Origin of the sequence: Nevskia ramosa DSM 11499, assembly GCF_000420645.1 — a bacterium.
Classification (GTDB): domain Bacteria; phylum Pseudomonadota; class Gammaproteobacteria; order Nevskiales; family Nevskiaceae; genus Nevskia; species Nevskia ramosa.
Genome location: NZ_ATVI01000012.1, coordinates 156856 through 175661, shown reverse-complemented (window position 1 = coordinate 175661; position 18806 = coordinate 156856). Strand labels below are relative to the sequence as shown.

Below are 18806 nucleotides of genomic sequence, written 5' to 3'. Positions count from 1 at the left end.
GTGCGAACTCAGTGTCTCAGCGGGCCGTGAATGACTTGTACACCGGCCTTGGCTTTCGGCGCCGTGCACGTCGGAGTGCCACAGCGGGCAGCATCGATCTGGGAGTCGACCTTGTCGTCTTCATCCGCGGCATCGGCGAGGTCCGAACGTGCCTCATCGAGCGCAATCAAGGCCGCGCCGAGCGCGCCAGCGATCTGCGGATTTTCCGGGATGATCAGCTTCAGGCCGAGTGCTTTCTCAAGGTGATAGACCGCAGCCGGATTCTGGGCAACACCACCGGTCATCACCAGCGGCTCGCGCTTGCCGACCCGGGCGACGAGGCCGACGATGCGGCTGGCAATCGCTGCATGCACGGCACCGAGCACTTCCGGCTTGCTCTTGCCTTCGGCAAGCAGCGCCACGACTTCGGTTTCAGCGAAGGTCGCGCACATGCTGGAGATGATGATGTTCTCGCGCGCTTCGAGCGCCATCGGGCCCATCTCTTCCAGCGGCACGGCCACGGCGCGGGCCAGGGCTTCGAGAAACTTGCCGGTCCCGGCCGCACAGCGATCGTTCATCGCGAACTGCGAAACCAGACCTTGCGGATCGACGGCGATGACCTTGGAGTCCTGACCGCCGATGTCGATCACCAGTTTGGCGCTCGGGACCATCGCGATCGCGCCGCGCGCGTGGCAGGTGATCTCGGTGTAGGACTTGTCGGAAACTTCGAGCATGCGCCGGCCATAGCCGGTGCTGACTGCACGGATCACGTCGCGCTGGGCGATACCCGCGATCGCCAGTGCTTCGGCAATCGAAGCCTTCGCACCTTCATCGCTGACCGAACCCTTGTGCGACACGGCCGACGCCACGATCACGCCTTCCATGTCCAGGATCACGGTCTTGGACGTGGTCGATCCGAAGTCGATGCCCATCACGTACTGCTTCATGGCGATCTCCGGTTCAAAGGGTGAGCGACTGCGTCGATGATCGATCAGGCTGCGTGCGGAATGATCATGCGCTTCTTGCCTTCGATCGCTTCCATCATCGCTTCGAGGCGGGCATTGACCAATTCGTCCTTGTAGAACGATTCATCGACCATGTCGCCTTCGATCATCGCGACCGGAATGCCGAGGCGCTTCTGCACTGCATCGGCAATCAGATACTGCGGATTCGAGAAGGCGCGGCAGGTACGCGCAGCGTGCAGCACCATGCCGTCGATTTCGAATTTCTTGCACAGCTTGATAATCTCTTCAATCATCAACGGCGCCGACAGATTGATCGGGCAGACGAGGTAGTTGATCGCCATGCCTTCGAGCGGATCGTTGACGTCGATGCACTCGTGCTCGTGCCAGAAACCCATGTGCGTGTAGCGACCGGCGACCATGGTCGCGTTGTAGCCGGCGAACTTGTTCGCCAGCCAGCCGATCTTGTTCCAGTTCATGATGCCGTCCCAGAACAGACGGTACTTCTCGTTCGGAATCGCACCCTCGCCGACCCGCACACGCTCGGCGATTTCCGCCTTCACGGTTTCAAAGTAGCTGACGATCTGCGGGCCGCCTGGCACGAAGTTCACCGGTGCCAGGCTGGTGGTCCAGTCGAAGAAGCTGGCAGGTGCCGGCTTCACCGCGCACATGTCGATGGCTTCCATGCGCAGCTCACCGGCCTTCTTGGTGTAGGCCATGATTTCCGACAACTTGTCGTAGTCGTACTTCTTGCCGGTCTGCACTTCGATCCACTTGATGCACTCCTTCAACTGGCGAACCATGTAGGCGGTCGCTTCCTTGAATTCGGCACCGGTCAGGTAACCAGCGTCCTTCTTGTTGCCCCAGACCCACGGCACCGAGATGTTGAAGATCGGAATCTTCTTGCCGAACAGGCGGAACAGCATCTCGTCCCACTGCTGGCCGGTGCTGCAATACGGATAGGCGCTGATGAACATGTCCGGCGCCGGCACCCGCTCGCCGAGCAGGCCGGCACCGAGGGCGTCGCTGAAGCTCGAACCCGAGGCTTCGACGCCACGGTTCTGGGCCAGCACGCCGCAGCCGATGTGCGTGCGCGCGTAGGAGCACAGTTCCTTCATGTAGCCACGGCTTTCGGCGGCTTCCTGCGCCGGGCCTTCGTTGTTGCGTGCCGCGAGCAGCGCAGACCAGGCTTCGCCGTGCACCCAGCGGATGTCCGCGGCCTGCATCAGCGGATTGATCGCCACGCCCTCGTACCAGCAGACCAGCTTGCCTTCAGCCTTCGCATTGAAGACTTCGGTCCAGTAGTCGTTGACCATGCGGTTGTTCAGCGACGAGGACTGCAGGCGGTTGGCCTTCACGACCGGCACTTCGGCTGCATTGAAGAAGTTGCTCATCAGACGGCTCCGGTTTCGACGCTGCGTGTTGCGGACTTTGCGCGGGCTTGGCGCTTGACGATTTCGAGAAAGGTTTCGACGCGAGTGCGAATGCCCTCAAGCGCTGTGGTCTCGTGCTCGGTCTCGATCAGCAGATGCGGCACGCCCTTCGCTTCGAAGGCTTCCTTGATCTCGGGGTAGTAGTACATGTGCGGTTCGCAGAACTTGGCCATCAGCACGATCATGCCGTCAGCCTTGCTCTTGGCCATCGCATCGAGCAGATAAGTTTCCCAGTCGGCGTTCTGGTCGACGCGCGTCGGGCACGGCACTTTCAGATTGCGCTCCAGATACCACTTGGCGAGCGCATCGAGCGGGTCACCGGTCTCGTCGACATCGGTCGAGATATAGCGCTGGCCGTGATAGAGATCGTCGTCGACGACGATGCCACCGCAAGACTCGATCAGATCGAGAATGCCGAGCTTCGGTGCCTGGCAGAAATGGCCGGACAGATAAACGCGAACGCCGCGCTGACGCTCCGCCGAACCGGCCTCAAGCTCGGCAACCAGATCTTCGAGCAGCGCGTTGTGCGTGGCCTTGTCCATGACCATGCTCGACTTCACGGCGAGCTGCATCTGCTTGGCGGTCAGGTTCGCCGTGCCGGCACGGCGCATCTCGTAGAGGCGGCGCAGCAACTGCCGGTTCCTGTTGAACAGGCGAATGCTGGCGCGCGTGGCTTCATCGTCGATCGGATGGCCGATCATTTCCTCGAGCCCCTCCTTGAGTCCGGCGAAAGTTTCGCGCGCGCGGCTCAGGCTCCAGGGATCGCTCATCGACGAGATGAGCTGATAGAAGTGCACGCGGGTGTTCGGCAACTTGGCGCGAACCACGTCGGCAGCGCCGAGCACCTGCACGCAGTGATCGCCGAACATGATCGCGTCGAGAAAATCGTAGTCACCCTTGCAGGCCTGATCGACGACACTGCGTGTGTAACCGCAGTAGAACGGATAGATCATGCCGTGACCGACAGTGATCGGTTCGTGGTTTTCCTGCAGGATTACCGGTAGCGCGCCAGCAGCATGAGCCAGCTCGCCCGGAAAATGCATCGGAAACGAACCTACGACCGGCGTGCCATGCGCAGCCTTCCAAGCTTTGGAACTGGCCAGCGGATTTTCCGCCGCTGCTTCGAAAGCGGAGAAAATCGACGCCACTGTGAGGTCAACAGCCATGATCGGCAATGCTCGTCCTGTGATGATATGGAACCATACTATGCGCCGCTTTGAACTTGTGTCAACAAAATTTCATTAAATCAACTTTATTTAATAAAATAATCAATAAAATCAATAAAATGAAAGCGATAAAATTAAGTGAATTGAATTCATTAACAACCCCGGAAATGCTCTAGATGGCCAAGCCAGCAACCCGCAAGACCGCGACCCGTCTATCGATCGACGATCGCACTGCCGACATCCTCAACGCGGCCAGACAAATCATCTCGGAAAAGGGTTACGAAAAAATCCTGCTTGCCGATATCGCCCGCCAGGCCGGCATCGTCGAAGGCACGATCTACCGCTACTTCCAGAACAAGCGCGACCTGCTGGTGAAAGTCGCCGAACTCTGGTTTGGCGAGCAACTCACCGCCGATTCCCACCTGGATGGGATCAGCGGCACCCAGAACAAGCTGCGGCACGTCGCCTGGCGAACGCTGTCGATCATCAAGCGCGAACCGGTGTTGAGCCGCTTCATGCTGATGGAACTGCGCCCCGATCCGAACTACCGCAGCACTCCATTCTTCGAACTGAACCGTCACTTCACCCGTGAAACCCTGCAGATCTGCAAGGACGCGATCGCCAGCGGCGAATTTCACGCCGATGTCTCGCCCACTCTGATGCGAGACATGCTGCACGGCTGCATCGAACATCGAACCTGGGCCTTCTTGCGCGGCGAAGGCGATTTCTCGCCGGACGAAGTAGCCGAAGGCATTGCTACCGTCGTCTACCGCGGCATGCTGGCCCATCCGGTTCCAAGCCAACCCGCAGCGGCGCTGGAAACGCTGGTCTCCCGCCTCGAAAAAGTCGCCGAACGACTTGAGCAGAAGCCCCCGCGAGCTGGCCGCGGAAACCAGCTGCGCTAGCTACCAATCACTCGCAAATACTTTCCGACGATGGAGACGCTCCGTTCAGGAGCACTCCATTTCGTTCATTTCATCGACAACAGACGATCGGGTGCGAAAGCCATGGTCAATCGCAGCGGATCGACCTGCTTGCCATTGGCCAGCACCTCGAAATGCAGATGCGGGCCGGTTGAGCGCCCGGTCGAGCCGACGAATCCGATGATGTCGCCACGGCGCACTATCGAATCGCGCTTCAGGCCGGGCATGAATTTCAGCATGTGGCCATAAACCGTTTCGACCCCGTAGCTGTGGCTGATGCGAGCCACGAAGCCAAAGCCCTTGCGGCCCTGCATTTCCTTGATCTGGCCATCCTGTGCGGCGCGGATCGGCGTGCCCAGAGGCGAGGCGTAATCGATGCCCTGATGAAACAGCTCGCGCTTGGCCAAGGGATGCATGCGCATCCCATAGGACGAGCTGACCCGCAGCAGACCCAGCGGCGCTCTCAGGGTCGAGGCGTACTCGAGGGTGGTCATCGGCCGATCTCTGGCGACGTCCGGCACCAGCGACTGCTCCGGCTTCGGCACTGACGGCATTGCGTAATTGACGGGCGGCGCAAGCCGCACGATCGCACCGGACGCCAGAACCCTGGTGCGCGCGCCAATCACCGTTGACGATGGCAGCACTGCGCGAGCAGGCGCAGCCGCCGTCTTCGCGATCTTCCTGCTCTCGGGTTTGCGATCGGCCGCCAGACTGGCCAGCGGCGAGCACGCCAGCAGCGCAAGGCTGGCCAGCATGCCTGTGAGCGCGGTTCTAGCCGACCGGTCCAGGATTTTCTTGATGATTGCCTGCACCCGGCCGTCTCCTCAGCACAGTGGTGCAATCCAGCTTGTCTGGCGCCAATAACTATCCGGCGCGAGCTCTGAGGGCCTGATTGCGTTCGATTTCGGTGTTGATGAATTTGACCCAGTTGGCAGCGGCTTCGGTCTGGGACTCGGATCCGGAAGCTTGCGAGAACGCCTGTTTGGCTTCTGCGAGCTTGCCGCTGTTGTAGAGCACGGTGCCGAGCTGCATGTTCAGGCTGCCGGGATTCGAGACGTTGGCACCCTTGAGGGCTGCGGCATAGGCGTCGGCGGCTTTCGACCACTCGCCAGTCTGCGAGTAGGCCTGGCCCAGGAAGTTGTAGTGCTTCGACTCCCCGGTCAGCGACGACAGCTTGACCAGCACCGGGATCGAGCGCTCGGTTTCCTTGGCAATCGCCAGCGCCTGGGCGAGCAGCTGCAGGTTCTCGGCGTTGAGCGGAATGAGCTTGTCCTTCATCCGCGCAGTGATCAGGTTGACCGCCTGCTGCGGCGCTTCTTCGGCCAGGTACAGACGGGCCAGATTCAGCACGTCGCCGGCATTGGTGATGAAGCCACCCTTGTAGGCTGCATGCATGACGTTCAGCTGCTTGCGCTGATTGCCCTGCAGACCGTAGAGGCCCGAGAGCTGGATGAAGTAGGTGTCTTTCGGATAGGTGCTGGCGAGAATCTCCATCACCCGGATCGCGCTCGGGTAGTCCTTCAGTTCGAAGAAGACGGCACGCAGCAGGCCGAGCCAGTTTTCCTTCGGCTCCTGGTTGCGCGCCTTGGCCACCGTCAGCGCCTTCAGGATCGGCGCCTTGGCTTCGGCGTACTTCTGCTGCTGGTAGTAAGCCTGGGCGTAGAGGATGTAGGCATCCGGCTGCACGTCGGACACCACCGAAAACCACTTGTCGAGGATCCGGATCGCTTTCGGATAGTCCTCGAGCAGGAAGTAGGTCTGAGCCAGTGCAAACAGCGAGTTGTCACGCAGACCGTCCGGCAGGTTGGCCTGCTTGAGGACGTTGGTGTACGCCTCGATGGCTTTCTTGTTGTCTTCCGTGGTGCGGTAGATCGCCGCGTACTGCACCCACAGCGTGGCCTTTTCGTAGTCGTTGAGCTTTTCGTACTTGGCCTTGAGGACGTTGAGCGCGGCTTCCGCACCCTTGTAGTCCTTGGCTTCGAACGCTTTCTGAGCGACTTCCATCTGCTTGTAGGTGGCCTGACTCAGGGTCTGGGTGACCTTGGTCTGCGGCTTGACGCTGGCCTTCTTGTCGTCGGCCGCTTGCACCGTCATCGCACAGGCCGACAGGCCCAGCGCAATGGCCAGGGCCATCGCTCGGGTTCGCTTGGTCATCGAGAGGCTGCTGCCAGTGCTCATCGTTTCTTGTCCAGCTTGAAGGTGATGACGTGACGCACGCCGGGGACGCGAATCGGCAGGCCGTTCTCGACGCGCGGCTTGTACTTGAATTTCAGCACTGCTTTCGCCGCCGCCTGATCGAAGATGCCCTGCGGCTTCGATTCGATGATCACCGGATCGGCCGTGGCACCGGTCTCGGTCACCGTGAATTCGAGCAGTACATAGCCTTCGATGCCACGGCTCAGTGCGCTGCTCGGATAGAGCGGCGCGACCTTGACGATCGGCAGGTATTCACCGTCGGAAGCCGACAGCGCGAAGCCGGTGTTCTTGGCCACGTCCTTGTCGACCTTGATCTGGCCGATGTTGACGCCAGCCGCACTCGGGCCTTCCACGGTCATCCGCTGGGTCGGCACTTCCGGCGCCACTTCCTTCTGCGGCAGTTCCGGTGGCGGCTTGCGCTCGCGGGTCTCCACTTCGAAGCTCTTCTTCAGGCGCACGAAGTCGATGGTCGGCAGTACTTCCAGCGCACCGACCGCGACACTGCTGTGGGTGATCAGCGTGTGCAGCAGCCAGAACATGCCGACGATGACGCTCAGGCCGACACAGAGCGCCGGAATGAAGCGGATGGGGTTCTGCGTGGTGGTGCCACGCGGCATTGGAGTGCTTGCCATGTGCTTACACCTTGCCCTTGGTGCCGACCGATACGGTCAGAATGCCGCCCGCCTGTACCTGCTCCATGACTTTGCTCATGATCCCGCTCTCCGACATCTTGTCGGCCTGGATCACCACCGTGTCGTCCGGACGTTCGGCATGCATGCGCTCGACCATGGCCCGCACTTCCGGCAAGGACACTTTCTTGCGATCCATCCAGATCTCGCCATTGGCACGGACCGCAATCAGGATGTTGCCGGAGTCACGATGCTCGGCCGTCTTGGCGTCGGTCGGAACGACCTTGACGCCCGACTGCTTGACGAAGGACGTGATGATGATGAAAAAGATCAGCAGGTTGAAAACGAAGTCCAGCATCGGCGCCAAGTCGATGCCGTGGTGCTCTTCGTCGTGATCGTGTCTTTGAGGCAGCATGGCTTTCGCTCGTCCTTACTCAGTGCTACTGCACAGGGCTACTGGGTTCTGTTGGTCGTCGTCGGCGCAATCGAAACGTTGGTGATGCCACCCTGACGGACTTCATCCATGACGCCGACGACGATGCCGGTCGGTGCCTTGGTGTTCGCCACGATGATCACCGAGCCTTCCGGCTTTTCGCCCTTGAAGCGCTCGACGTTCGGGCGCACCGAGCCTTTGTCGATCAGACGCTGGTCGACCACGATGTCGCCATTGGCGCGCACCGCGATATACATCGTCGTATCGTCGTTGTCGGTCTTCTTCGCCTTGTTGTTCGGCGGCGGCGTCGACAGGGTCAGGCCGACCTCTTTGACGAAGATCGCGGTGATGATGAAAAAGATCAGCAGGTTGAGGACGAAATCCAGCATCGGCGCCAGGTCGATGCCATGGTCTTCGTCATCACCGTCGTCTACCGCGTGGTTGGACATCCGACGCATGGGGTGTCTTCCTAGAACTTGAAGCGGTCAGCCAGCAATTCGGTTTCATACCGGATCGATGCCTGAAACTTGAATACCGGGTACATGCCGGAGACGCTTACCGCGAGGCCGGTCATGGTGCAGTTCATCGCCTTCGACACGCCGGCGGCCATGGTCCGGGCGTCGGCAGAGCCTAAGATCGCCATCGAATCGAAGACCTCCAGCATGCCGATGACGGTGCCGACCAGACCCAGCAGCGGGCATAGCGGCACCAGCACCTTGACCATCGGCAGGTTGGCACTCATGCCGCTCGAGAGACGCGACACCAAGGCCTTGCGGACCTGGTGAGCGGCCCAGGAGTGGCGCTCCGATCGGGCTTCCCAGATCGCCAGCGAGTCCTTGGTGAGCTTCGGCAGCGTGACCTGAAAGAACCAGATCCGCTCGAAGATCAGCGCCCACATCACTACGCCGGCAATGAAGATCCACGCCACCAGCTGGCCACCGGCGTGCATCAAGCCGGCGACGGCTTCATACGGGGCCAGCAGGAGCTCAAGCATGGGCCGCACCCGATCCATGACCCTGGCGAGCTTCCAGCGTTTCGGCCAGAAGGCCGGTGCTCTGCTGATCGAGGATCTGCACCAGACGCTTGGAGCGCGAGGCCAGGGCCGAGTTGATGAACAGCAGCGGAATGGCGATACCGAGGCCGAGCACCGTGGCGATCATCGCCTTGCCGATACCGGCGGCCATCAGCTTCGGATCGCCGGAGCCGGATTCGGTGATCGACTGGAAGGTTTCGATCATGCCGATGACGGTACCGACCAGGCCGAGCAGCGGGCCGGCCGCGACCACCAGCTTCACGAACGGCTGGATGCGCTGGATGGCGGGCAGCTCCTTCAGCACGGCTTCGGAAATACGCAGTTCGACGACTTCGGCATCTTCGTCCTTCGGCATCGCCGAGCCCTTGAACGAGGCCAGCACGCGGCCGACCGGGTTGCCCTTGTCGAGGTTGTTGAGGTTGGTCAGCTGCTTGTTGACCTTGGCGGTGACGATCGTCAGATAGAAGAACTGGTAGATCGCCAGGCCTGCGCCGATGGCACCGACCAGCAGGATCAGATAAGCCACCCAACCACCGACGTGGATGCGCTCGATGACTTCCGGACGCTGCGAGTACAAGCCGATCAGCACGCCTCTGGACGGATCGAGAATCATCGGGTGATAGCCGGTCTCCTGGCTTTCAAACGACTTGGCCGTGCTCAGGAAGTGGCTGGGCGGCTGCTTCGGCGGCACCGAGAAGCTGTCCGAGCCGGTTTCGTAGGACAGGAACTTGCCGTCCGAAATCGCCACGAACGGGCCAACGCGCAGCACGTTCTTCTTGGTGCGCTCGCCGCTCGGCTGGGTGACGCTGGCGTCGAAGCGGGCGACCTTGCCGCCTTCGGTCATTTCCCGCTGCATCTCGAACCAGAAGCCCTGCAGATCTTCGATCGGCGGCATGGTCTTGGTCTGGGCCAGGCGATCGAGCTGGGCGATGCGCTCCGGGAACTGCACGGTCAGCATCGAATTGCGGGCCGCCGAGGCGAAGTCGCCAGCGCTCTGGCGCATCACGCCGAACAGCTCGCCGAGGTTGCCGGCCGAGGCGTCGCGTGACGCCATCAGATCGGCGATTTCCTTGTCGTTGACTTCAAACTGGCGCTGCAGCGCTGCGGATTCCGCTTCCAGTGCTTCCTTGGCACGCTTGGCTTCGCCGAGCAGGCTGGCCTGCTGGTCCCGTGAAGCGGCGAAGCGCGCTTCGCGCTCCTTGTTCAGGGCGGCATCTTTCTGATCGGCTTTCTTCACCTGCATCAGCAGGTCGTCCAGCGTCTTGGCACCGGCTGCTGCGTCCTGGGCCTGAGCCGGGATCGACGCGCAACCGAAAGCAATAAGGAACGCCGCCGAAACCTTGGAGGCGAAGGTGGTTACAGCACAGAGGTCTTTGATTCGGATGGACATGGGATGTGGTCTCAGTTGGCGGCGGCAGCAGCAGGCGCAGCAGCGGCAGCCGCGGCCTGGAGGGGCACCATCAGCAGGTCAGGCGAGGATTGCTTGCGGGCAATCTTCAAACCTTCCTTGACGCCTTCAGCGGCGCTGTTGTCGATGACCCAGCCCTTCTTGTCGCGATCCCAGTAGCCGGTCTCCTTGGTATCGGGCGTCTGGTACAGCAGGCCGACGCGGCCGATCCGCAGGAAGTCGACATCCTTACCGTCCAGATTGCCGCGATAGCCTTCGATGGTGCGGCCATAGTCGATCTCGACCTGGTAGCCCTCGAGGATGCGGCGGAATTTCTCGGAGACCGTGACGTCGGCGCGCGGCATCATGTCGTTGAGCGCCTTGACCCGCTCCTTGCGCTCGTCGATCAGGAACGGCGTATCCAGCTCCACGAACTGGCCGAACACCGCCAGCATGTCCTGCATCAGCGGCAGGATCGCGATGTTGGTGCGGGCGATCTCGCGGATCTCCACGCGTACCGAATCCTTTTCCGCTTCCTGCGAACGCAGCTGCGATTTCAGCTGCTGGATGTACAGCTTCAGGCTGTCCGCTTCGCGAAGCGAGTTGCGGTATTCATCCGCAAGCGTCAGGCGCTCTTCGGCGAGGCCATCGACTTTCTTCTGCGAGTCGACCTGTGCCACCAGCCACTGGTCACTGGTGGCCACCACGTCACCCAGCTTGGCGGCCGAGGCGGCGGTGATGAGCAATGACAGCGTGATCCCAACGAGTACTGCTGGCCGTGATGCCATGACGCCCTTCCTCCGTAATGCTGGTCGACTAATTCCGTACCCGCTGCGTCGAACGACTGGCTGACGTGGCGAGATGGACTGGACTGCGTTGTTTGTCTGGGTCACCGATCCGCGATGAATGGAGTCATCGCGGATCGGTGCTGTTGCACTTGACCTATGGGGTCGGAGCGGCCGGTGCGTCTTCCGCAGGAGCTGCTTCGACTGCTGCTTCCGGGGCCGCTTCGGCAGGTGCCGACTCCGCAGCCGCCGGTGCTGCTGCCGCTGCAGGAACTTCCCGCACGCCGGAGCCGGAGACGATCTTCAGCTCGACGCGACGGTTCAGGTCCTGGCCTTCGGTGGTGCCGTTGTCGGCGATCGGCTGCGAGGCTCCGAAGCCGGCACTGGTCATCCGATCCTTGGCGATACCCTTGTCACCGAGGTACTTGACCACCGAAGCGGCACGACGCTGCGACAAGCCTTCGTTGAGCTTCGCCGAGCCGCGGCTGTCGGTATGACCACCGACCTGCACGTGGATCGTCGGGTACTCGGTCAGCTCGCCGACCACGCCATCCAGCAGCGACTTCGCGTTGAGCGTCAGCGTCGCCTTGTTGGTGTCGAAATTGACGCCCTTCAGCACGATGTTGTCACCCGTTCCGCAGCCCGCCAGCGAGATCTTTTCGCCAGGGCCCGGGGTCTTGCACACCGGCGCCGGTGGCGGCGGCGGGCAACCCGTTTCGTCGACCACGCTGCCCGGCGGTGAATCAGGGCACTGATCCACTCCGTCAACCACACCGTCGCCGTCCGTGTCCACCGGGGCTGCGACCGGGACCACGGCTGGCTCCGGCTCGGCCACAGGCGGCGCAGGCGGCGGTGGCGGCTGAACGAAGTAGTACTTGACGGAGAACGTCAGCGATTCCGTCTTGTAGCGTCCCCGCAGATAAGTCTGCGGCTGGTCCACATAGGGATAGAAATCAGCCTTCGCCGAACGCATGTTGCGGTAGTCGATACCAAGGGTCATGCCCTTGAACACGTCGACCTGAATACCGCCACCGAACTGATAGCCGAACCGGGCATCGTCGGCTTTGCGCGATTCGGGGTTTGCACCGAGGTCGCCGTTGTTGTTGGCCAGCAACACCTGAAGCGCGTTGGTCTGTGCGTTATTCAGAATGAAACGATTGATGCCGCCACCGCCACCGATGTAAGGATGAATCCGCCACGACGGAAAGAAGTCGTACCAGAGATTGGCAAAGCCCGACACCGTCGTCAGACGCGTTCCCTTCGGGTCCGGCTGGCTGCCATCCGGGTTGGTGATCGAATTGGCGCGTTCGCGACGCAGCGACAGTTCCAACTCTGGCCGGATGCCGATCGGGAACTTGTAGCCGACCACGAACTGGCCCAGCACGTTCTTCTCGAATCCGTAGTCACCGGCAGGGCCGCTGTTCTGGATCTGCGGCAACTCCACGATGACTGGAGGCTGAGTAAGCGCAGTCCGGGTACCGGCCAGATCGAAGCTGATGTCATCAGCCTTGTTGATGCCGAACTGCAGACCTACATACGGGCCGTCATAAGCAGAAGCTGCTGCTGAAACGATCGATGTTCCGATTACCGCAACGATCTTCAAGAGACCGGTTCCTGGGCGATTCATTTTAATTCTCCCCAACTTGATTATTGGCAGTTAAGCAAACTGTTCTTGAAGTTCAGTCGTGCTTAGTTGCCGTATTCCCACGACACGGTCACGCCGTACGTACGCGGATTGGCCCAGATCACTGTGTCGCCGAAATCCTGGCGATAGGCGTTGGTGTAATACGTGTCGTCGTTCAGGTTCTTGCCGTACAAGGTCACACGAACGCGCGAGCGAGGGTCATAGACACCGAAGCGCGCATTCAGCAGGTAGTACGACGGCTGCTCGAGAGAATTGTTGGCGGTGTAGTAGAAGCCCGAGGTGTAGTACACGTCACCAGCCAGTTCAGCATCCAGCCCGAAGAAGAACGGGAAGGTGTAGTTGGCAGAGGCAGTACCGGTGAACTTCGGCGTACGGACCGTGGTCTTGCCGCTGAAGTCGATGTTGTTCTGATTCAGGTACAGGTCGTTGAAGCCCTGACCGGTGAAGTTGTTGTAGGTGCCTTTCAGATACACGCCGGTCAGGCCGAGCACCAGGGCATCGGTGACGAACCAGTTGACTTCACCTTCAGCACCGTAGACCGAGTACGAACCGGCGTTCTGCAGCTTGGTCACACCACCGCTGGTCAGCGACAGGGTCTGCAGCTGAGCGTTGCTGATGGTGGTGAGGAACGCGGCACCATTGAGCTTCAGCGAACGATCTTCCAGCAGCGACGACTTGAAGCCGAGTTCGTTGCTTGACGCCAGTTCCGGCTCGACGCGGGTCGGCGGGTTGTTGATGTTCAGGCCGTTGTAGTTACCCGACTTGAAAGCTTCCGAATACTTGTAATAGAGCAGGATGTCGTCGGTCAGCTTGTAATTCAGACCCACCGTCGGCGTGAAGCTCTGGAACGTCTTCTGCTGCGGGGCGTACTGGATCGCGTTCAGCTGCGGCGTGGTCAGGACACCACCACCCAACTGTGGAATGACCAGCTTGACGCCGACACCGGCAAACAGCAGCTTGGTGTCTTCACGGGAAGCGCGACCGCCGGCCACCACCGAGAACTTCTCGGTGATATGGAACGTCAGCTGGCCGTAGAACGACTTGGCCTTATTGGCAACACCGCCGTAGATCGGAACGTTGACCAGGATGTTCTTGTTGGTATCCGCATTGGCACTGCAATCGCCGCCGATGTTGGCGTAGATCTGGCAAAGCACTGGCGGACTGCCCAGTACCGCCGAACCGGCGATGTTCAAGCCATAGGCCAGCGGATCGATCGTTGCCGGGTAACGGCCAGTCTTCTTGGTGCTTTCATAGTAGAAACCGCCGACGTATTCCAGCCAATCCGGCGTCGCTTCCGCGCTCGACGTGAAGATCAGCTCGAACGATTCGGAGTTGGCGCGGTTCGGAACGGCGCTGATGTCGAGCACCGGTTCCGGTGCCGAGTCATAGTCGAACAGGATCGTGCTGTTTGCAGCAGTCTTGCCGTAGATCAGCTTGGCGTCGAAGTAGTCCGACATCTTGTTTTCGGCATAGGCCGAGAAGATGCGGGTACGGGCGAACACGCCGATGCTGCTGACGTTGCCGCTCTTGTTCTTTTCCGTGTTCGGCGTCAGCACTGCCTTGAACAGCGGGGCGACGGTCAACAGATTGGTGGCAACCGAATCCGGATCCTGGGACTTCAGATCGTAGAACGCGACGCCGAACTGCATGTCGTCGATCGGATCCCACTGCAGCGCGCCGCGATAGCCGCGGTTGCGATATGAGTGGTAGTCCGGCTCGTTCGGATCGAAGAAGTTCGTGGTGTAGGAATCGCGATTCTGGTACACGAACGAAGCGCTGTAGAGCAGCGACTGATCGGTGAACGGGACCGGACCGGAGACCGAAATCTTGGTCTTCGCATCGTTGTAGTTGCCGTACTGCGCCAGCACGCTGGCTGCGAAATCCTTGGTCGGTTCTTTCAGCTTGATCGTGATCGCACCGGCGATGGCGTTGCGGCCATACAAGGAACCCTGCGGGCCCTTCAGCACTTCGATCTGCTTGACGTCGCCGAGCGCCTGGGCGGCCGAGAACGTGAACGGCAGATAGAGACCGTCGATATAAGTGGCGACCGAGGAATCGACGCCAGCCTGGAAGGCGTCGCCACCGATTCCGCGAATGAAGATGATCGAGTAGCTGGCCATGGAGTCGTACTGCAGACCCGGCGTGATCAACTGAAGATCCTTGATGTCGGCAACGCCCTTGGCGTCGAGTGCCGCACCACTGAAGGCCGAGACGCTGGTCGGCACTTCCTGAAGATTCTCTTCACGCTTTTCAGCCGTGACGACGATTTCTTCGGTCAGACGATTCTTGACGGTGCGCGGGCCCGACGCTGCGGCCTCGGGAGCAGCGGCTTCGCCGGCTGCAGGCTCGGCGGCGGCGGCTTGCGGAGCCGTTGCGGCGGGAGCCGGCTCGCTGGCGGCAGGCGCTGGCGCGGCTTCGGCCGTGGCCGGTGCACTGGCAGGAGGTGTTGACTCCGTCGGCGACTCGGACGGACCGAGAATCGCATCGAGATCACTGTCGCCCTGAGCAGCGGCCTGTCCCATGAGCGCGGAATTGACCAGCACCGCCCATCCCAGACGCCGAAGCATACTTTCGTTCACTTGCACCCCCCTCCGCACTTGACTGACTTTTGTTATTGAGCGGCGCGATCTCTTCCGAGTCGCTGCCTGCGTACCGCCTGGTCTGCCTCGCCGGCTTCCGCCGGCTCCCTACAAACCACTCGGTCTGGCATGCGCTTTGGAGCGCCTTCTCAAACTCGTATGGCATCGTACTTTATTAAAATTGGCCGTGCAACAACCGAATCCGAAATTCAGCGTTTTATCGTCGTCGATCCTTTTTCAGTAAATGCCGTTCATTACTTTAACTCGACCTGTACGCTCGCCGATATCGTCTGGATTCAACGTTTGAAGCATATTTTTAAGCGCTTTCAGTAATCGGGAGCTTCGACCTGAGCCACTGAGCGCGCCCCACTACGTTGCCGTACGCCGTTCAGGATGAATCATGTTTAGTCGCGCTGTAAGATAGTAAGCAACCATAATTAATTGCTGCTTTGCACAAAAAATCCGCGTTGCCGATCGCAGTCCTTCCGGACAACTGGCAGCCTTGGAAAAACAAGGTTTTGCGCCGCGCGCGGACCAACATGAACAAGGAGAGAGAGATGACCACGCTTGAATCGACGACCGCTGCCGGTCAGCCGCTATGGATCGAAGGCTGCACGCCGAAAGCCGGCCACCTGGCCCGCGTGCATCTGCGCAGCACGGCGGATATCGCCGCCGTCGAAGCGATTGCGCCCGAGCTGCTGCTGCCGGGTGTCTCGATCTATGACTGCATTCGCGCGTCGGCCACTCGCACGCCGGACAAGGCGGCGATCATCCATCTGGCTTCGGCCGAGGCCGCCGACGCGCCTCGCGTGATCAGCTACCGCGAACTGATCGACTCGATCGAGAAGGCCGCTCGCCTGTTCCGCGCCATCTCCGGCGGCGAACGCGCCAGCGTGTCGATCATCCTGCCGATGCTTCCCGAAGCACTGATCGCAGCCTGGGGCGGCGCCACGGCCGGCATCTCCAATCCGATCAATCCTTATCTGGAGACGCGCCAGATCGCATCGATCATGAATGCGGCGAAGACCACGGTGCTGGTCACCACCACGCGCCAGTACGGCGCTGGGGCCTGGGATCGTCTCGACGAGATCAAGAGCCTGGTGCCGACGCTGAAGCGCGTGCTGATCGTCAATGGCGACGATGCCGCCGATGATTTCTCGGCCACCGTCGCCGCGCAGGAATCAGGTCTGGGCTTCACGCCGCCGAGCGATCCGCATGTCGAAGCGGTCTATCTGCCAACCGGTGGCACCACGGCGGCACCGAAACTGGTTCGCATGACGCACCGTGGTCAGTTGCTCGCCGCCTGGATCATGGGCGCGCTGGCCGATCCAAGTCCGGAAGGCGTGGTCGGCCATGCGATGCCGAACTTCCATGTCGGCGGCGGCGTGATCCTGTCGCTGCGCGCGATTCTCTACGGCCAGACGCTGCTGACCTTGACCACCGACGGCTTCCGCAGCCAGGCCGTGGTTCGCAACTTCTGGGACATCGCCCGCCGTCATCGCGTGTCCAGCCTGATCGCCACGCCGGCCACTGCGGCCGCGATCCTGGCGCTGCCGGACAGTTCTTCCGAAGGTCATTGCATCAAGAGCTTCAACGCCGGTGGCAGCACCATTCCGGTGGAACTGCTGCGCGCCTTCCACGCCCGCTTCGGCATCTGGCTGCGCGAGCTGTGGGGCATGTCGGAAATCCAGGGCGCCGTCTCCGGCCATCTCGACGATGGGACCGAACCGGTCGCCGGCTCGGTCGGCCGCTGCCTGCCCTGGCACCCGGTGATGGCGATCGAAGTCGATGCCGACAACAACCTGGTCCGCATCTGCGAACCCGGCGAACGCGGCGTGCTGGTGATCGGCGGACCGAACGTCACGCCGGGCTACGCCGACCCTAGCCTCGATGACGAGTTCTTCGTCAAGCGCATGCCCGGCACCTTGCGCTGGGCCAATACCGGCGATCTCGGCACCGTCGACGCCAACGGCTTCATCTGGCTGTTCGGCCGCGCCAAGGACGTGATCATCCGTGGCGGTCACAACATCGATCCGAAGATGATCGAGGAAGTGCTGGTCTGCCATCCAGCGGTGCAGATCGCCGCCGCTGTCGGCCGTCCCGATTCGTCCAAGGGCGAGATGCCGATCGCCTACGTGCAGTTCAAGGAAGGCCACAGCGCCTCGCGCGAAGAACTGCTGGCGCTGTGCAAGGACAAGGTGCAGGAACGCGCCGCCGTGCCGATCGACATCATCGCGCTGGCGCAGATTCCGATGACCGCAGTCGGCAAGATCAACAAGCCCGCCCTGCGGCTGCTGACCATGCGCCAGATCGCCAGCGAGGAATCGACCAAGATCATCGATGGCTGCGGTCACTGCGAAGTCAGCATCGACGAAACCGGCAAGCGTCCGGCCGTGCAGATCAAGGTCCAGGTCGCCGCCGATCGCCTGGGCGATATCGAAAGCAAGCTCAAGCACCGCTTCCGCGACTACGAGTTCCTGACCGTCATCGAGATGAGCGCTGCGGCATGAGCAGTCCGTTCATCCGGACGCCATCCCTGCCCTGCCGAGCAGCAGTGTCGGCAGCGCAGGTCAGTCCGATGAACAACGGGCATTCCGGCAGACGGCCGGAATGCCCGGCGATTGGGTTAATATCTCGCCGCTGTTTGACTTGGCCGGTGTAGCTCAGTTGGTAGAGCACTCGATTTGTAATCGAGCGGTCGCGAGTTCGAATCCCGCCGCCGGCACCAATTCAACAGATCCCGCGTTGCAAATCTCGAGCCTGGCAATCGCCGGCATCAGCGTGCTTTCAGCGCGTCCAGAAAAGCCTGCAGCGAAGGGCCCGGCGTCGCCGTGCGCAAGCGCACCTGATACAGCGGCCGCCGGATGCGCAAGGCCTTGACCGCCACCACGACCAGACGCCCGGCATTCAGCTCGGTCTGGATCGACAGCGCCGACAGGAATGCCAGGCCGCCACCGGCCGCCACCGTCTGCTTGATCGCTTCGGTGCTGTCCAGCGTCATCGCCGGGCGAATGCGGATCTTGCGGTTGGCGAGCGCGATTTCGGTGACCTCGCGAGTGCCGGAGCCGATCTCGTGCATCAGCATCGGAAAGCTTTCGAGATCGCCGACCGACAGCGGCGCCTGCAGCACGGCGGCATGTGCCGGATGGGCGATCAGCACCAGTTCGTCCTGAGCAAAGATCGCGTAATCGAGCTGTGCATCGTTGACCACGCCTTCGGTGAAGCCGAGATCGATTTCACCGCCCACCAGACGCCGCTCGATGGTGTTGGTGTTGTCCACCTGCAACTCCAGTTCGACACCCGGATGCTGCCGGCGAAACGCTGCCAGTCGCTCGGGCAGCAGGTAGCTGCCGATGGTGCGGCTGGCGCCGATGATGATCCGGCCACGCACCAATTGGCGCAGATCGACCAGCGCCCGCTCGGCCTCTGCCTCGATCGCGAACAGGCGGTTGGCGTAGCCGAGCAGCAGGCGCCCGGGTTCGGTCAGACGCACGCCGCGCGGCAGGCGATCGAACAGCTTCAGGCCCAGCGCCTGCTCGAAGTCGGCCAGTTGCTTGGAGACGGCCGACTGGCTGATGTGCAGCTGTTCGGCACCACGGCTGATGCTGTCGGCCACGGCCACCGCTTGAAAGATCGACAGGTGATTCAGATTCATC

Annotated in this window: 16 protein-coding genes and 1 tRNA gene; 3 read left to right on the top strand and 14 right to left on the bottom strand. The window is 61.3% G+C overall.

Features of this window, described 5'->3' with window-relative positions:
- Positions 1–8: 8 nt before the first annotated feature.
- Genes G513_RS24280 through G513_RS24275 form a run of 3 tightly spaced genes read right to left on the bottom strand, consistent with a single transcriptional unit; the run spans position 9 to position 3540 of the window.
- A complete protein-coding gene (locus tag G513_RS24280) occupies positions 9–926 on the bottom strand; it encodes an acyl-CoA dehydratase activase (RefSeq protein WP_022978564.1) in 918 nt (305 codons plus the stop codon).
- Positions 927–970: 44 nt separating this feature from the next.
- Positions 971–2335, bottom strand: a complete 1365-nt coding sequence (locus tag G513_RS0119595) for a 2-hydroxyacyl-CoA dehydratase subunit D (protein ID WP_022978563.1) — start codon at positions 2333–2335, stop codon at positions 971–973.
- Entirely contained in the window at positions 2335–3540 is a 1206-nt protein-coding gene (locus tag G513_RS24275) for a 2-hydroxyacyl-CoA dehydratase subunit D (RefSeq protein ID WP_051144514.1), read from the bottom strand. The genes G513_RS0119595 and G513_RS24275 overlap by 1 nt, the downstream gene beginning before the upstream one ends.
- 176 nt (positions 3541–3716) lie before the next feature.
- Here G513_RS24275 and G513_RS24270 point away from each other — a divergent pair, with 176 nt between their 5' ends.
- Complete coding sequence (locus tag G513_RS24270) at positions 3717–4445, top strand: TetR/AcrR family transcriptional regulator (protein WP_022978561.1); 729 nt, start codon at positions 3717–3719, stop codon at positions 4443–4445.
- Between the two features lie 65 nt (positions 4446–4510).
- Here G513_RS24270 and G513_RS25220 read toward each other — a convergent pair whose 3' ends face one another.
- The 10 genes from G513_RS25220 to G513_RS0119535 form a co-directional block, all read right to left on the bottom strand.
- Positions 4511–5218 carry a M23 family metallopeptidase gene (locus tag G513_RS25220; RefSeq protein WP_022978560.1) on the bottom strand — a complete coding sequence of 236 codons (708 nt, stop codon included), beginning with the start codon at positions 5216–5218 and terminating at the stop codon, positions 4511–4513.
- Between the two features lie 109 nt (positions 5219–5327).
- On the bottom strand, positions 5328–6641 hold the full coding sequence (locus G513_RS0119575; RefSeq protein ID WP_022978559.1) for a tetratricopeptide repeat protein: 1314 nt from the start codon (positions 6639–6641) through the stop codon (positions 5328–5330).
- The gene (locus G513_RS0119570; protein ID WP_084711644.1) at positions 6638–7291 is read right to left on the bottom strand and encodes an energy transducer TonB; all 654 of its coding nucleotides are present in this window, start codon (positions 7289–7291) and stop codon (positions 6638–6640) included. Before G513_RS0119570 ends, G513_RS0119575 begins: the two co-directional genes overlap by 4 nt.
- Positions 7292–7295: 4 nt before the next feature.
- Positions 7296–7703, bottom strand: a complete 408-nt coding sequence (locus G513_RS0119565; RefSeq protein ID WP_022978557.1) for an ExbD/TolR family protein — start codon at positions 7701–7703, stop codon at positions 7296–7298.
- Positions 7704–7741: 38 nt separating this feature from the next.
- Positions 7742–8179 carry an ExbD/TolR family protein gene (locus G513_RS0119560; protein WP_028475780.1) on the bottom strand — a complete coding sequence of 146 codons (438 nt, stop codon included), beginning with the start codon at positions 8177–8179 and terminating at the stop codon, positions 7742–7744.
- Between the two features lie 11 nt (positions 8180–8190).
- Positions 8191–8715 (bottom strand): MotA/TolQ/ExbB proton channel family protein, encoded by a 525-nt coding sequence (locus tag G513_RS24260; RefSeq protein WP_022978555.1) that lies wholly within the window; start codon positions 8713–8715, stop codon positions 8191–8193.
- Positions 8708–10144, bottom strand: a complete 1437-nt coding sequence (locus G513_RS24255; protein ID WP_022978554.1) for a MotA/TolQ/ExbB proton channel family protein — start codon at positions 10142–10144, stop codon at positions 8708–8710. The genes G513_RS24260 and G513_RS24255 overlap by 8 nt, the downstream gene beginning before the upstream one ends.
- Positions 10145–10155: 11 nt before the next feature.
- Complete coding sequence (locus tag G513_RS0119545) at positions 10156–10929, bottom strand: DUF3450 domain-containing protein (protein ID WP_028475779.1); 774 nt, start codon at positions 10927–10929, stop codon at positions 10156–10158.
- A gap of 154 nt (positions 10930–11083) precedes the next feature.
- Positions 11084–12553 carry an OmpA family protein gene (locus tag G513_RS25215; protein WP_084711643.1) on the bottom strand — a complete coding sequence of 490 codons (1470 nt, stop codon included), beginning with the start codon at positions 12551–12553 and terminating at the stop codon, positions 11084–11086.
- A gap of 62 nt (positions 12554–12615) precedes the next feature.
- On the bottom strand, positions 12616–15150 hold the full coding sequence (locus G513_RS0119535) for a TonB-dependent receptor (RefSeq protein WP_156891812.1): 2535 nt from the start codon (positions 15148–15150) through the stop codon (positions 12616–12618).
- 557 nt (positions 15151–15707) lie between these two features.
- Here G513_RS0119535 and G513_RS0119530 point away from each other — a divergent pair.
- Positions 15708–17660: an AMP-binding protein gene (locus G513_RS0119530; RefSeq protein WP_211219717.1), complete on the top strand. Its 1953-nt coding sequence runs from the start codon at positions 15708–15710 to the stop codon at positions 17658–17660.
- A 142-nt stretch (positions 17661–17802) separates the two neighbouring features.
- A tRNA-Thr gene (locus G513_RS0119525) sits at positions 17803–17878 on the top strand.
- 48 nt (positions 17879–17926) lie between these two features.
- Here G513_RS0119525 and G513_RS0119520 read toward each other — a convergent pair.
- A complete protein-coding gene (locus G513_RS0119520; RefSeq protein ID WP_022978549.1) occupies positions 17927–18805 on the bottom strand; it encodes a LysR family transcriptional regulator in 879 nt (292 codons plus the stop codon).
- Position 18806 lies beyond the last annotated feature (1 nt).

Bases quoted from the DNA above. Each gene is read 5' to 3' on its own strand.
- G513_RS24280 (WP_022978564.1), bottom strand. From the start codon at position 926: ATGAAGCAGTACGTGATGGGCATCGACTTCGGATCGACCACGTCCAAG.
- G513_RS0119595 (WP_022978563.1), bottom strand. From the start codon at position 2,335: ATGAGCAACTTCTTCAATGCAGCCGAAGTGCCGGTCGTGAAGGCCAAC.
- G513_RS24275 (WP_051144514.1), bottom strand. From the start codon at position 3,540: ATGGCTGTTGACCTCACAGTGGCGTCGATTTTCTCCGCTTTCGAAGCA.
- G513_RS24270 (WP_022978561.1), top strand. From the start codon at position 3,717: ATGGCCAAGCCAGCAACCCGCAAGACCGCGACCCGTCTATCGATCGAC.
- G513_RS25220 (WP_022978560.1), bottom strand. From the start codon at position 5,218: ATGCTGGCCAGCCTTGCGCTGCTGGCGTGCTCGCCGCTGGCCAGTCTG.
- G513_RS0119575 (WP_022978559.1), bottom strand. From the start codon at position 6,641: ATGAGCACTGGCAGCAGCCTCTCGATGACCAAGCGAACCCGAGCGATG.
- G513_RS0119570 (WP_084711644.1), bottom strand. From the start codon at position 7,291: ATGGCAAGCACTCCAATGCCGCGTGGCACCACCACGCAGAACCCCATC.
- G513_RS0119565 (WP_022978557.1), bottom strand. From the start codon at position 7,703: ATGCTGCCTCAAAGACACGATCACGACGAAGAGCACCACGGCATCGAC.
- G513_RS0119560 (WP_028475780.1), bottom strand. From the start codon at position 8,179: ATGCGTCGGATGTCCAACCACGCGGTAGACGACGGTGATGACGAAGAC.
- G513_RS24260 (WP_022978555.1), bottom strand. From the start codon at position 8,715: ATGCTTGAGCTCCTGCTGGCCCCGTATGAAGCCGTCGCCGGCTTGATG.
- G513_RS24255 (WP_022978554.1), bottom strand. From the start codon at position 10,144: ATGTCCATCCGAATCAAAGACCTCTGTGCTGTAACCACCTTCGCCTCC.
- G513_RS0119545 (WP_028475779.1), bottom strand. From the start codon at position 10,929: ATGGCATCACGGCCAGCAGTACTCGTTGGGATCACGCTGTCATTGCTC.
- G513_RS25215 (WP_084711643.1), bottom strand. From the start codon at position 12,553: ATGAATCGCCCAGGAACCGGTCTCTTGAAGATCGTTGCGGTAATCGGA.
- G513_RS0119530 (WP_211219717.1), top strand. From the start codon at position 15,708: ATGACCACGCTTGAATCGACGACCGCTGCCGGTCAGCCGCTATGGATC.
- G513_RS0119520 (WP_022978549.1), bottom strand. From the start codon at position 18,805: ATGAATCTGAATCACCTGTCGATCTTTCAAGCGGTGGCCGTGGCCGAC.